Source organism: Salibaculum sp., from assembly GCF_035270045.1.
Classification (GTDB): domain Bacteria; phylum Pseudomonadota; class Alphaproteobacteria; order Rhodobacterales; family Rhodobacteraceae; genus Salibaculum.
On sequence record NZ_DATFIP010000048.1, the window covers coordinates 1 to 13,922 of the forward strand.

Consider the following 13,922-nt stretch of genomic DNA (forward strand, 5'->3'; position numbering starts at 1 on the left):
GTCGATTACGCCGTGGAAACGGATGAGGAGGCCCTGGCGGTTCTCAGGCGCTATCTGAGCTACATGCCGCAGCATTCGGGAGCGGAGCCGGAACGCACGCGCGTGCCCGATGGCTCCGATCAGGCAGCGCTCACGGTGCTCGACGGCTTCCCCCCCAGCCAGAACAGCGTCTACGATTCACGAAAGATCCTGGGGGCGGTCCTCGACCGCGACACACTATTTGAGCTCAAGCCGCGCTTCGGGCGCTCGCTCGTAACCGCCCTTGCCCGGCTCGGGGGCCGGAGTGTGGGTATCATCGCGTCGAACCCGATGGTGCGGGGCGGAGCGATCGACGTGGACGCGATGCGAAAGGCGACGAGCCATCTGGTGCTCTGTGACAGCTTCAACCTGCCGATCATTTTTCTTGTGGATCAACCGGGTTTTCTCATCGGGATCGACGGCGAACGCCGATGGGCGCCCGGACGTATCATGAATTGGATGAACGCGCTCTCTCAGGTCACCGTCCCGCGTATCGCCCTGACGCTCCGCAAGAACTACGGACAGGCCTATCTGAACATGGGCGGGGGGCGTTATTCCGACCTCGCCGCCGCGTGGCCCACGGCGAACTTCGGCTTCATGGACCCACGAGTGGGTGTCAACATCCTGTACGGGGTGAAACAGGAGGACGATCCCGAACGCTTCGAGGCCCTTGTCGCCGAAATTGCGCAGGACAGCTCTGCCTTCGCACTGGCCGAGCTTTTCGAGGCGCAGGCCGTGATCGCCCCGAGCGAGACCCGTCGCTTCCTTGTCGATGCACTGGAAGTGCAGTGCGGAGGCCCAAACGGTAGCGTCGGCGAACATCGCCTGGCGAACTGGCCGACGAGTTTTTGATGCAGCCTCTCGCCACCTCAGCCAAGCCGACGCACGAAGATCCAGGGCGTCTGTTCGCAGACGCGATCGGCATGGGCGCCGACGCGCTCGACGAACACACGGGCAAGCGGCTCCTGGCAAGTCTCGGAATCGCAGTTCCGCGCGGGGTGAAGGTCGGTCACCAAGCCGCTTTGCCGGAAGCCACAGCCGGGCTGACGCCTCCCTTCGCTCTGAAGGCGCTTGCCCACAGCGCTCTTCACAAGAGCGACATCGGCGCGGTCCGACTGGGCGTCGGCCGCGGCGGCGAGCTTGCCGTTGCCGGACATGAGATCGCCGCGCGGATGAATGCAGCCGGCGAAAGGCTGGCGGGATTCCTTGTGGAGGAGATGGCACCGCCGGGCCTGGAATTGATGATCGGCGGCAGCACCGATCCGCAGCTGGGACCGATGCTGATGCTCGGGACCGGCGGCATCTTCGCGGAGGTGCTCCAGGACTCCGTGTTTCGTCTCTGCCCAATAGACCGGGCCGATGCGCGCGAAATGATCGAATCTCTTCGATCAAGCCCGATCCTGCACGGCGCGCGAGGGCGGGAGAAGGCAGACCTGCTTGCACTGGAGAACGCGCTCCTGGCCCTTGGGGGGGCTGACGGACTGTTTACGCGCCACTCCGGAAAGATGGCAGAGTTTGACCTCAACCCGGTCATTGCGCGACCGGACGGACTTGTTGCCGTGGACGCGCGGATCGTATTGCGGACTGAGCCTGCGATCGCAGCAGCCCCTCGCCCGCCCCTCGACCTCGCGCCGCTCTTTCAACCGAGGAGCATCGCCGTCGCCGGCGCATCGACGCGCGGCACCTCGGCCGGTAATCGTTTTCTGCGTCTCCTTCGCGAGTCGGGCTATTCGGGGGATGTCTATCCCATTCATCCGTCTGCCAGCGAGATCGAGGGACGGCAGTGCTACTCGGGGTTTGCCGCCCTGCCTGGTCCCGTTGATTACGCCTATCTGACGGTGCCGGCCGAGCGTGCGCTAGACGTCCTCGCGGATGCCGGGGGACGTATCTGCCTCGCGCAGGTCATGGCCAGCGCACCGCCGGAGCGACAAGCTGCATGGGAGCGGGATCTGCTGGCCGTGGCCGCTCGGGAAGGCGTGCGCCTGATCGGGCCCAACTGCATGGGCACCCACGCGCCTTCTGCACCTTACACCTTCATGGAAGGTGTACTGACAGAACCTGGTGACATCGGCGTCGTCTGCCAGTCCGGAGGACTGGGCATGGATGTACTGCGCCGCGGTCAGTCTCTCGGGCTGCGCTTCAGCGGACTGGTGACCATCGGCAATGCGATCGACATCGATGCTTCCGACCTCTTCGAGCATTTCCTCGAAGACAGCGGCACCGAAGTCATCGGTTTGTACGTCGAAGATGTGAAGGACGGCGACCGCTTCAAGGAGCTCGCCCGCGCGAATGGCGGCAGGAAACCCGTGGTGGTTCTGGTGGGCGGGGCGACGCAGCTCGGCCGGGCCGCCGCGGCCTCTCACACGGGAGCAATGGGCGGCAGCGATCGCGCCTGGAAGGCGCTCGCTGCACAGACCGGAATGATCCTCACCGAAACGCTCGAGTCCTTCCTCGACATGCTGCAGCTCTGCCACTGGCTGTTGCCGCGCGACCAGCCGCGACCAGCGGAAATCACCCTGTTCGGCAATGGCGGTGGTGCGAGCGTTCTCGCCACCGATGCACTGGACAGGGCCGGTTTCCGACTTGCCCAACCGTCCGAAAAGGCGCGCGCAGCCTTCAAGAAAATTGCCCTTCCCCCCGGCGCCAGCCTGGCCAACCCGATCGATCTGCCTGCAAGCGTTCTGAAGGAGGAGGAGGGTCGCGTCTCCGCCGGAATACTCGACATCAACACCCGACTCGTCGCTCCTTATGCGACCGTGATTCACCTGAACCTACCGGTCATTATGGGGTATCGTCATGTGCAGGGCTTTCTTCCGAACCTCATGAAGGCCGTCTTCGGCGAGGAAGTCGGCGATCGCGAGCATCGCGTCCTTGTACTGCGCTCGGACGGAAGCGAGGACGTCGATGCCTGGCGACGCCGCTTTCGCGAGGAAGCCGCGCTTCGCCGCGTTCCCACTTTTGACGAGGTGCCAGCCGCCGTGAGCGCCCTTGCCCGATACCGGGCTTACGAAGTCGGGCGTTTGGCGGCCAAGGACATAAGCGGAGCGAGAAAGTGAGCGTAGTACCGAATCCGCAGCCGGATCCCGCTCGAGAGGGCGACGACGATATTCTGAAAGGCTTCAGGTCCATTGGTTTCACCGACTACGAAGCACGGGTTTACATGCAGCTTCTTCGCTCAAGCCCGGCTACGGCCTATGAGATTGCGAAGGCGAGCGGTGTGCCACGGCCCAACACGTACAATGCTCTGGACACGTTGGCGAAGCGGGGCGCCGTTCAGCCGGTTAGCGACAACCCGCGCCGCTATGTTGCAATTCCGCCGAAGCAGCATCTTAAGGGTATCGTGCGCGAAACCGCTTCGGTCTGCGAGGACCTCGCCGAGAAGCTGGCGATGCTGCAGCAACCCGTAGACGATCCGTATGTCTGGAATGTTCGGGGCGAGAAGGAAATTCACGAGAAGATCGCGTCTTTAGTCCGAGAAAGCCAGAGCACGATCCGCATCAAAGCCGCGCGCGACGTCTTGGCACCCCACATAGAAACCCTGACCGAAGCAGCGGCGCTCGGCGTGGAGATCATGATAATTCTCTTCGGGGACGATGCAGACGAGTTTCGGGTCGGCGAAACCTGTCAGGTTTATCTGCACGAGGACAACGGTGTGCGGATGGGGTCGGCGGACAACCTGTTCACCATGACCGTTGATCACCAGATCGCGCTGACGGCGACGACCGACAATCTCACCGCCTTTTACACACGCAACCACGCCGTCGTGCAGATGGCCGAGACGCTCATCCGGCACGATTTCTACATGGCCGAGATTCATGCCCGCTTCGGGAACGAGATCGAAGCGGCCTTCGGTCCGTATCTGCGCGATCTCCGGCTCAGAAGCTTTTCACCGGAGCAGGCAAAGTCCTTCAGGGAGAAGACCGGCCTCTGAAAGGTCATCCGGAAAAACGGAACCGATTACCACAACCAAGAACACGGGCGGCAAGCCCGGAGCAACTTCAAAACTCTAAGGAGGAGGAACAAGAAATGAACATCAGACGAAATGCAACGGGCCTCATGGGCGTCATCGCGACCGGCATCGCCCTGGTCGCCGGCGGCGCCAGCGCCCAAGATTATCCTAACAAGGAAATCGAGTGGATCATCCCGTTCTCGGCTGGCTCCGGGGCGGACACTTTCGCGCGGACCCTCATCGCCGCCACGGAGGACGTACTCGGCGTCCCGATCGTACCTACCAACCGCGCCGGCGGCGGCACCGCGATCGGCGTCGCGGCGGCTGCAACCCAGCCTGCGGACGGCTACACCCTGTTCAGCCAGTCCGACACTCTGGCGCTCGGCTTGTCGACGGGGGACTGGCCTGTGACCGTCGACGACGTGCAAGCCGTGGCGCGCATCAACGCGGACTACAAGACGCTGATGGTTCCGGCCGGCAGCCAGTTCGAGACGTTCGAGGATTTTGTCAGTTACGCTCAGGAAAACCCGGGGGCGATCCGCATGGGCGGCGTCGGCTCGCGAAGCTGGTCTTCGGCCTTCGTGAACAAGCTTTCGAATGCTGCCGACATCGAGGTGACCTACGTTCCCTACGATGGTGGTTCGAATGTCGTCTCCGCCATTCTCGGCGAAAACATCGATGCAGCGGTCATCACCTCGTCCAATATCAACGCGCAGGTCGATGCCGGTGAGATTCGCATTCTGGGTCAAAGCCTCGGCGAACGCGTCCCCGAGCGTCCGGATGTTCCGACCTTCAAGGAAATGGGTCTCACGTCTATCGATGACGATGTCCTGTGGCGCGGCGTGTTCGCACCGGCTGGTGTGCCCGAGGAGATCCTCGCCACCTTGTCCGCCGCGTTCGAGGAGGCGATCAAGGACCCGCGCTGGAGAGAGTACATGGCCAAGCAGAAGCAGCAGGATGCCTACATGGCCTACGAAGAGTTCGACGAGTTTTTCCGCAACCGCGTCGCCGAACTCAGCGAGTAAAGAGCAGGCCCGTTCCGCCAGTGCGGAGCGGGCCGAAACGCGGCCCTGGGCCGGATCCCGACATGCCTTATCGAATATTGATGTGCGGCGCAGGTGCCATTGGCGGATATTTCGGCGCCGCGATGATCAGGTCCGGCCTCGACGTCACACTCGTGGACCCCTGGCCGGAAAACGTCGAGAGGATTCGCTCGGTCGGGCTCCGTATCGACGGTATGGGAGATGGTAGCAACACCGCGACCGTCGCGACCTGGCCGCTTCATGTCGGTGACGTCCAGAACCTCGTCCGCACCGATCCCTTCGACGTAGTGTTCATCGCCCAGAAATCCTACGATACCGCGTGGTCGACGCAGCTTGCGCTGCCGTGGTTGTCAGAGGGCGGGGCGATCGTCTCGTTGCAGAACTCGGTCAATGAACCGGTCATTGCCGCGCTGGCAGGCCCCGAACGCACCTACGGATGCGCGATTGCCTCGCTGGCCTGCGAGCTCGTCGCGCCGGGCGTCGTTCGGCGCCTCGCTCCGAAAGGAAGCGTGGCTGTGGGGGCCCTGGAGGGCGCTGGTCCCTGGTGTCAGCCCCTGATCGAGATTCTTTCGAGCGCGGAGCAGACCACGGCGACCGAGAATCTCAATGGCGTGAAATGGTCGAAGCTGATCGTGAACTCGATGCGCAACGGCCTTTCGGCAATGACGGGAATGACGGGACGTGAGCGCGACAGTGACCCGGTGACGGTGGAACTGGGAATAACGCTCGGAGCCCAAGCCGTGAAGGTCGGCCGGGCATTGGGGTACAGGCTGGTGGATACGACCTTCGACTTCGCCATGCTCGAAGCAGCCGCAGATGGCGACCCTGCCGCGCGAGCGTCGATACGCGCCGCCATGACCGAGGTCGCCGCAGGCCGGTCAGCCGAGCAACGCCCGTCGATGGCGCAGGACATTCGGAAAGGCCGGCGAACGGAAACCGATGCGATCAACGGCCTCGTCGCCCGGCGAGGCCGCGAGCTCGGAATCGACGTTGGCGCACATGAGCGAGTGAACGCGATCATCAAGAGGATCGAGAGGGGCGAACTTTCGCCGGACCCCTCACTTGCCGAGAATATCGCCTAGCGTTCGCCAACAGGTTCGGGGAAGGGGCAATCAGTCGTCGCCAGTTCCGCGAGAGCGACGATGGCCTTCCCGGAGAGCGGAATGCCGTTTTGCCGGCGCTCTTGTTCCATGCGGCCACTGCGCTCGCCGGGATAGAACACCTCGGCTGCGCCTTCGGCCGGCGGAAGAGCCTTCGTTCTTAGTATCGCCGTCTCCATTCGGTCGGCGAACTCGGCGGCGGGCATGAAGGCTTCAACCTTCACCACAAGAAAGAAATGTCCGACATCCGAAGGCCCCGTGAAGTCTTTCACCCAGTCCCTTATGTCCCCGGTGAATGCGGAGCCGGCGAGCACGCCGGCGAGAATGTCCACCATCATGGCGAGGCCAGATCCCTTTGGGCCACCGAACGGCAGCATCACGCCATTCAGAGCGGCTTCAGGGTCGGTCGTGGGGCGGCCCTTTTCATCCAGAGCCCAACCTTCGGGTATGGAGCGCCCCTCCTGTGCCGCCACGCGAATATGGCCGCGTGCGGCTACGCTTGCTGCCATGTCGAGCGACCATGGAGGATTTTGTCCCGCAGGCGCCGCGACAGCGAAGGGATTGGTGCCCAGAAGCGGAGCCCTGCTTCCGTGCGGCGCCAATGTGCGGGCGCCGGGCGACATCGCGATAGCGATAAAGCCCCTTCGGGCCGCATGAACCGTGTAGACAGACGCCGCGCCGAAGTGATTGCTATGGCGAACCGTCGAAGCACCGACGCCGAACTCGGCGGCCCGCGACATGCAGGCCTCGATGGCCGTGAACGCTCCGACCGGACCCATGGCGTTATCGGCATCGAGAACGAAGCTCACGGGCATGGGGTTCGCTTCCCGCATCCGCGGTTTCGGATTGAGCAATCCTGCACGCAACCGCTTCATGTACGCCGGCACACGTACAACGCCATGTGTATCGACGCCGCGCAGGTTGGCTGTCAGGAGGGCGTCGGCCACCATGGCGGCGTGATCCTCCGGCAGGCCCTCGCCGGCGAACAATCGCGCAACGAAGCGCGATAGCGCCTCGACGTCGTAGCGCGCGCGCGTCACGCGATCACCCTAGACGGTCGGCTCGAATCGACTGATCGCAATATCCTCGTCGTGGAGCATCTCCGCGCGCGTGAACCTTCCGCTTGCGACCTGGAGGGAGAAGTCGAGAAGACGCGCGCCCGCCTCCTCCAGGCTCTCGTCTTCGAGCATTGGAGAGACATCCACATCGACGTTGTCGGCGAGCTTGGCTGCAGTCCGCGGGTTGCCTGTCACCTTGACCGTCGGAGACAGAAGACCGCCCATGATGTTCATCTGCCCGGTCGAGAAGAGGATCATCTGGGCGCCCCCGGCGGAAAGCCCGGTCATCGACTCTGCGGCCGGGGCGGCGGTGTCCATGCAGTAGAGCCCTTTCCCTTCGGCCTTGACCGCATAGTCGAGCACGCCCTTCACCTCCGTCGTGCCGCCCTTGATGATCGCGCCGAGCGACTTCTCCTCGATCGTCGTAATGCCACCGCGAATGTTATCAGGAACGGGATTGGCGCCGCGAATGTCCACGCCACGGGCGATGGCGCTGTCTTCGATACGACGGACCGCCGCCCAAATCGCATCGCTGACCTCCTCGTTCGCCGCACGGCGGGCGAGGATCTGCTCCGCGCCCATCCATTCGGAGGCTTCTGAGAGATAGACCGTCCCGCCGGCATCCACCACCCGATCGGCTACCCAACCTATAGCGGGATTGGCGGCCACGCCGGACGTGGTATCGGTGCCACCGCACTCGACGCCGAGTACCATCTCCGACAGCGGGATCCACTCGGGGCGCTGTGCCGAGGCTTCGCTCACCATCCCGAGAAGCTTCCGCATCCCGGCCGCAATGGCCTCGACGGTCCCCCCGACGTCCTGCACCGATATGTGCTCGACCGGCTTGCCCGAAAGAGCGATCGAGCCGGCGACCTTTTCCGCCGAGACCTTCTCGAGGCTGACGACCAGGACCGCGGCGACGTTCGGATTGGTGCCCAGGCCGACCTGCGCGCGGCGGAAAACGGTGTCGTCGTTGCCGAACTGACCGCGCCCGTACCAGACAGGGATCGCCACCGTGCCCCGAACCAGATTGGACAGGCTCTTCACGATACCGTTCGCACTGTCCATCACCGCGAGAATGGCGACGTGGTTGCGGATGCCCGCGCTTCCATCTGGGCGGCGGTAGCCCCAAAATCCCGGCTCACTCATTTGCTCGCTCCCCTGTCGCCGCGACCGCGCTGGCTCTCGACATTGTGCACGTGGACACATGCCCCCTGAGCGATGTCCCCCTTCGCCAACCCGATCGACTCTCCGTATTTCAGTATCTCCGCCCCGTCCGCGAGGAACGTCAGCGCGATCTTGTGACCGAAGGGAATTTCTTCTGCCGCAACGGTTTCGCCGCCTCCCGAGGAGATTTTCTCTCCCGCCGCGATGTCAGCCATCGCCGTCGCTACGTTGTCGCGTTCGTCAAGAATGATGACCTTCGCCACATCTGCCTCCCTCTATTCCTGCGGCTCCCCGCGGCCACCGGCGTCCGTCAAGAAATCTTCGTCCTTGCCAAGATGACCCGCGTAGTTTTCATTGTAGTGGAGCGTCGTTGCAATCGCAACGTCGTTCGTTGAGGACCGGTCTACGCTAGGGAGGGCGGATGACCACAAAGCTCGTGAACATGTTACTCTTGCTGCTCATTCTCTGCGTGGGCGCGGGGTATCTGTATTACTCCTACCTGATCTCCGAGAGACGATTGGGCGACGATCTGCGGCCGATATACTTCCCGGTCGCCGTCGGCGCGGGAATAATTGTGCTCTCCGCAATTGAGCTGCTTCGAGCCATTCGCAGCCGCACGGAAGACGACCTTTCTCCCTTCGAGATGCCGAATCTGGGAAAGCTGCTCGCAACGATTGCGCTGATGGCGGCACATTTCCTTGTCTGGCAGAGGTTTGGCCTCTTCTATCCTGCGACATTCGCCCTCTTTGTCGGTCTGGTTCTCGTTTACCGCGCGACGTTGACCGTGCGCGAGATCGGAATCGCGGTTCTCTGGTCGGGGGTCTTCACGGCACTGCTCTACCTTGTCTTCCAGTACGCCTTCGGCATCGCCCTTGGCTGAAACTCACCGGAAACCCACCCATGCTTGAAATGCTGAGCTACGACGTATCGGACCTCTTCACCTTCGGAAGTCTGGGCGCAATCGTCTTCGGCAGCCTCGCGGGGTTGATCATAGGAACCCTGCCGGGCCTCGGAGCGACGATCGCGGTCGTGCTGCTCTTGCCCCTGACGTATTCGATGACACCGCTGGCCTCCATCCTGATGCTGATCGCGGCCTATCAGGGCTCGGAGTACGGCGGCTCGATTTCGTCGATCATTCTCGGGATTCCCGGCACCCCCGCCGCGGTCGCCACCACGATCGACGGTAACGCTCTCGCGCGTCAGGACAAGGCGGGCCTGGCCCTCGGCTATTCGCTGGCGGCATCGACTATCGGCGGAATCATCGGGGGAATTGTCCTGATCTTTCTCGCCGTACCGCTCGCGAGACTGGCGGTGAGATTCTCCGACCCCGAGTTCTTCCTGATCGGCGTAGCCGGTCTCATAGCGGTCAGCGCACTAAGCTCGCGCAACGGCGTCAAGAGCGCGCTGTCGGTCTTCCTGGGGCTCATGGTCGGAACGGTCGGCCTTGACGCCTTCACCGGCATTCCGCGCTATACCTTCGGAACGCTGGAGTTGCTGGAAGGCGTGGGCATGATCGCGCTTCTGACAGGAATGTTCGCGTTTTCCGAATTGTTCTCGATCATCACGAGGGAACTGGGAAAGACGTTCGCCTCCGGCAGCAAGAAGCTGAGCACCGGCCTCAGTCTGGCACAGCTCCGCCTGATACTGCGTCCGGCAACGATAGGCGCGGGAATCGGTTCCGTCGTGGGAATCTTCCCCGGAATGGGGGCCGGGCCGGCCTCATGGTTCGCCTACATCCAGGCAAAGAAGAGCAGCCGCACACCGGAACAGTTCGGAAAGGGCGCTCCGGAAGGGATCGCCGCGCCCGAAGCCGCCAACAACGCCACGGTCGGGGGCGCGCTGGTGCCATTGCTCGCGCTCGGCATTCCCGGATCCCCCTCGACCGCGATTATCCTCGGAGCATTCATCATTCATGGCATCCAGCCCGGCCCGAACCTGTTCACCAATAGCGGTGACCTCGCGATGGGGCTGTTCTACGGCTTCCTGATCGCCACGTTGGTCATGTACATAGCGGGCCGCCTCGTCACAAACTTCTTCGCTCGCACCCTGACGATCTCGAACACCTATCTCGTTCCGGTCGTCCTCATTCTTTCGATCGTCGGAATCTACGCGTCCAAGGGGCTGCACTTCAATCTCTGGCTGGCGCTCGGCGTGGGCCTCCTCGCCTTCCTGATGAAGCGGCTTGATTACTCCCTGCCTTCCTTCATTCTCGCGTTCATACTCAGCCCGATCATCGAAGAGAGCTGGCGGCGGACCATGCTCCTGTCCGACGGCAGTCTTTCCATCTTCGTCGTCCGGCCGTATTCCGCGACACTCCTTGTCCTCATCGTCTTGTTCCTCCTGGCCACGGCTCTCGGACTGAGCCGGGCACGAATGCGTAACCTGGAATAGGAGGTGAATGTCATGGCAAGTGTCACGAAATCGGATGGCATGCGCATCACCAAAGTCGAGGCGATAAGTCTCTATTGCCCGATAGAGGACGAAATCGAAGCTCCCGTCGCGGTCCCCCATGCCGCGGATACAACCCGCGTGATCTTCAGCGGATATCGAACGACTCTGGTGCGTATCGAAACCGACTGCGGCCTGACGGGCACCGGCGAGTGCATGGTCAGACTTGCGCCCACCGCCACACGGGCGATCGTCGAGGACCTCGCGCCGCTGCTCGTCGGCCGGGACCCGCTGGACCGCGAGGCAATCTGGGAACTGCTGTTCGCCGTCATGATGAACCGTGGCCATAACCGCGGATTCTTCGTCGAGGCGCTGAGCGGAATCGATATCGCGCTCTGGGATCTGGCGGGGCAATACCTGAACCTCCCGCTGTACCGGCTTTTGGGCGGACGGCACCACGAGACCCTCTCGGCATATGCGTCGTCGCTCAGGTTCCGGGCAATGGACGAGGTGATCGCTCAGGCGAACGGGTTCGTGGCTCAGGGCTTCCGGGCGATGAAGATCAAGATCGGCCGAAACCCGGACAACCCCGGTCCGGAACTCGATTTCATCGGTGCGATCCGCGAGGCCGTCGGGCCCGATATCCGCCTGATGGTGGATGCCAACTGCGCCTATGCCGACGACGTGGCGACGGCGGTCCATGTCGGCAGGGCCCTGCAGGCGCTCGATATCTACTGGTTCGAGGAACCTATCGCGCCGAACGATCTCGATGGCTATTCGCGCCTGCGCAAGGCCCTCGATATCCGCATTGCGGCGGGCGAGGCCGACTTCATGACCTTCGGTGCGCGTGACTTCCTCCGCAGGGAGGCCATCGATATCATACAGCCCAACATCTCTCGGGCTGGAGGGATCACCGAAGGGCGCCGCATCGCCGCGCTCTCCCGCGCCTTTCACATTCCCTATGCGCCGCACACCGGCAGTTGCTCCGCCGTGTGTCTCGCAGCAACGCTTCAATTCGCCGTTTCGCTTCCGAATTTCCTGGTTTTCGAATTCATGCAGAGCGATTGGTCGAAGTCCCAGCCCAACCCTTTCCGTCACGAGCTGCTGCAAGACCCGGTGGAGGTTCTGGTCGAAGGGGCCATGGTGGTGCCGGAGGAACCGGGGATAGGCGTCAAGCTGAACATGGACGTTGTCGAGCGCTACAGGGTGGCATGACTAGCGAAGTTCCCGCACGGGATCTCCGTCAAGCCAGGCACGAACGGCTTCAACGGTCTGGCGATACATCAACTCGTAAGTCTGGCGCGAACCGTAGCCCAGGTGTGGCGTGAGGATGAGCCGGCCCTTTTCAATCAACTCGCGGTCGCGCAACGGGTCGTCCGGTAGCAGAGGTTCGGTGTCGAAAACATCGAGTGCCGCCATCCCTGGCCGTCCCGCCCTCAGAGCATCGAGCAGGGCGTCAATATCCAGAATCTGTGACCGCGACGTGTTCACCAGAAATGCATTCGGCTTCATGAGTCCCAGTTCGGCTGCACCGATGAGACGCCGCGTGCGTTCAGACAGCACGAGGTGGATCGAAACGGCATCAGAACGCTCGAGAAGTGAGGAAAGCGTGGCCGAATGAGTGACTCCCACCTCGTCACAGCGCGCCTTCGTGAGGTTCTCGCTCCAGGCAATTACCTCGGCCCCGAACGGTCGCGCGAGGGCCGCCACCTCGGCACCCAGCCTTCCCAGGCCGACAAGCCCGAGCGTGAGCCCATCGAGATCTCTCCCAGGGTCGACCTGCCAGCCGCCTTCCGCCAAGGAATTCATCTCGGCGGGCAAGTTGCGGAGCCCCATCAACAAGAGCGTCATCGCCAGCTGGGCAGTGGAGGCAGACCGGGAATCGGTACCGCAGACGACAATCCCTCTTTGTCGCGCCGCCGTCACGTCGATGGAGCCGTTCCGCCGGCCGGTGCTCACGATAAGGCGCAATTTCGGCAACGAAGCGATTACCGCTCCCGGCAGCGGAGTACGCTCGCGCATGACGCATATGACTTCGAAGGGCGCAAGGGTCCGTGCAAGGTCCTCGGCGGGCAGCGGAGCATCGAAGACCGTAACGGCATCGCGCAGGTCGCTCCAGTCGGCGAGGGTGGTGGACAAGTCATGGTAGTCGTCGAGGATGGCAATACGCATTGCTCGTTCCGTGTTCAGGCTTGTGCGATCGAAGTTCAGGCCATCTCGGCCGACATCCGGCTGCGTCGCCTCGGCGGCTCTCGCGTAAGGAAGCTCCGCTCAAGTCCGATATGTCGGCGATCAGGCCGGAACGCGGGCCGACGGCCGCTATCTCATCGCCCGCCAAACCGAGCCGGCCGTTTCTCCAGAAAGGCGTTCACCGCTTCGAGGTGATCCTCACTGTTGTGGCAAATGCCCTGGTAGACGGCGCAAAGATCGAGAAAATCATGCAGTTCCATTCGCTGAGCTCGCTTCATAAGGCGTATCGTGTAGCGAAGGGCCTGCGGAGGCTTCGAGGCCATCTCCTGCGCAAGTTCAAGGGCCCGATCCATCAGGTCCTCATCCGGGACGACATCCAGAACAAGCCCGGATTCCTTGGCCTCATTGGCCGTTAGCAGCTTTCCAGTCAGCAACATCTCCGCTGCCTTCTGGTGGCCCACAAGACGTTGCAGGAACCAGGCTCCTCCATCGCCCGGAACTATTCCAAGATTGATGAACGTCGCACCAAACCGGGCACTTTCGGCTGCGATAGTCAGGTCGCACATGCAGGCCAGATCGCATCCAGCACCGATTGCGGCCCCATTAACGGCCCCGATGATCGGCACTTCGGCTCCGTACATCGCCAAGGGGATGCGCTGAATCCCGGTCCCGTAGCGCTCCGCTACCTCGGCAACGTCTCCGGCAAAGGCCCCGCTGCGCGCCTGCATGTCCTTGACGTTGCCGCCTGCGGAGAATGCCCTGCCCTCACCGGTCAGAACCAGAACCGCGACATCGGAAGTGCCGTTGGCCCAATCGATCGTCGCACAGATATCGTCGACGAGGCCGGAGCCCGTCAGTTCGTTCCGAACATCGTCGCGAGCCATGCTCAGCACGGCGATCCGACCTTCGAATTCGAGCCGCGCGCTCTGCAACTTCGGAAGCTCGGGCATACTCACTCCTTGGCTATCAAAAAAAGGGCGACCGCTGGGCCGCATCGGAGACACCGGCT

General features: G+C 62.8%; 13 protein-coding genes. 8 read left to right on the forward strand and 5 right to left on the reverse strand.

What is annotated here, in order from left to right; genetic code table 11:
• The 5 genes from VJ897_RS07725 to VJ897_RS07745 form a co-directional block, all read left to right on the forward strand.
• On the forward strand, positions 1–870 hold an 870-nt coding region (locus VJ897_RS07725), incomplete at its 5' end, for a carboxyl transferase domain-containing protein (protein ID WP_324054787.1).
• Positions 870–3,074: an acetate--CoA ligase family protein gene (locus VJ897_RS07730; RefSeq protein WP_324054789.1), complete on the forward strand. Its 2,205-nt coding sequence runs from the start codon at positions 870–872 to the stop codon at positions 3,072–3,074. The genes VJ897_RS07725 and VJ897_RS07730, both read left to right, overlap by 1 nt.
• Positions 3,071–3,949: a TrmB family transcriptional regulator gene (locus VJ897_RS07735; RefSeq protein ID WP_324054790.1), complete on the forward strand. Its 879-nt coding sequence runs from the start codon at positions 3,071–3,073 to the stop codon at positions 3,947–3,949. Before VJ897_RS07730 ends, VJ897_RS07735 begins: the two co-directional genes overlap by 4 nt.
• 95 nt (positions 3,950–4,044) lie before the next feature.
• A complete protein-coding gene (locus VJ897_RS07740; RefSeq protein WP_324054792.1) occupies positions 4,045–4,992 on the forward strand; it encodes a Bug family tripartite tricarboxylate transporter substrate binding protein in 948 nt (315 codons plus the stop codon).
• Between the two features lie 62 nt (positions 4,993–5,054).
• Positions 5,055–6,092 carry a ketopantoate reductase family protein gene (locus VJ897_RS07745; RefSeq protein ID WP_324054794.1) on the forward strand — a complete coding sequence of 346 codons (1,038 nt, stop codon included), beginning with the start codon at positions 5,055–5,057 and terminating at the stop codon, positions 6,090–6,092.
• Here the strand turns inward: VJ897_RS07745 and VJ897_RS07750 are convergent.
• From VJ897_RS07750 to VJ897_RS07760, 3 genes are read right to left on the reverse strand one after another with little or no spacing between them, the layout of a single operon-like run.
• Positions 6,089–7,150: an Ldh family oxidoreductase gene (locus VJ897_RS07750; RefSeq protein ID WP_324054796.1), complete on the reverse strand. Its 1,062-nt coding sequence runs from the start codon at positions 7,148–7,150 to the stop codon at positions 6,089–6,091. The two genes, VJ897_RS07745 and VJ897_RS07750, sit on opposite strands and share 4 nt — an antisense overlap.
• A 9-nt stretch (positions 7,151–7,159) precedes the next feature.
• Complete coding sequence (locus VJ897_RS07755) at positions 7,160–8,317, reverse strand: UxaA family hydrolase (protein ID WP_324054798.1); 1,158 nt, start codon at positions 8,315–8,317, stop codon at positions 7,160–7,162.
• Positions 8,314–8,598: a UxaA family hydrolase gene (locus VJ897_RS07760; protein ID WP_324054800.1), complete on the reverse strand. Its 285-nt coding sequence runs from the start codon at positions 8,596–8,598 to the stop codon at positions 8,314–8,316. The genes VJ897_RS07755 and VJ897_RS07760 overlap by 4 nt, the downstream gene beginning before the upstream one ends.
• Before the next feature lie 158 nt (positions 8,599–8,756).
• Between VJ897_RS07760 and VJ897_RS07765 the strand changes: the two genes are divergently transcribed.
• The 3 genes from VJ897_RS07765 to VJ897_RS07775 are packed head-to-tail and all read left to right on the forward strand — an operon-like array spanning position 8,757 to position 11,938.
• Positions 8,757–9,215, forward strand: a complete 459-nt coding sequence (locus tag VJ897_RS07765; protein WP_324054802.1) for a tripartite tricarboxylate transporter TctB family protein — start codon at positions 8,757–8,759, stop codon at positions 9,213–9,215.
• A gap of 20 nt (positions 9,216–9,235) precedes the next feature.
• A complete protein-coding gene (locus VJ897_RS07770; RefSeq protein ID WP_324054804.1) occupies positions 9,236–10,726 on the forward strand; it encodes a tripartite tricarboxylate transporter permease in 1,491 nt (496 codons plus the stop codon).
• Between the two features lie 12 nt (positions 10,727–10,738).
• Positions 10,739–11,938 (forward strand): mandelate racemase/muconate lactonizing enzyme family protein, encoded by a 1,200-nt coding sequence (locus tag VJ897_RS07775; protein WP_324054806.1) that lies wholly within the window; start codon positions 10,739–10,741, stop codon positions 11,936–11,938.
• Here VJ897_RS07775 and VJ897_RS07780 read toward each other — a convergent pair whose 3' ends face one another.
• Positions 11,939–12,895, reverse strand: coding sequence for a D-2-hydroxyacid dehydrogenase family protein (locus VJ897_RS07780; protein WP_324054811.1), 957 nt, complete (start codon positions 12,893–12,895; stop codon positions 11,939–11,941).
• A gap of 152 nt (positions 12,896–13,047) precedes the next feature.
• The gene (locus VJ897_RS07785; protein WP_324054813.1) at positions 13,048–13,863 is read right to left on the reverse strand and encodes an enoyl-CoA hydratase-related protein; all 816 of its coding nucleotides are present in this window, start codon (positions 13,861–13,863) and stop codon (positions 13,048–13,050) included.
• Positions 13,864–13,922 lie beyond the last annotated feature (59 nt).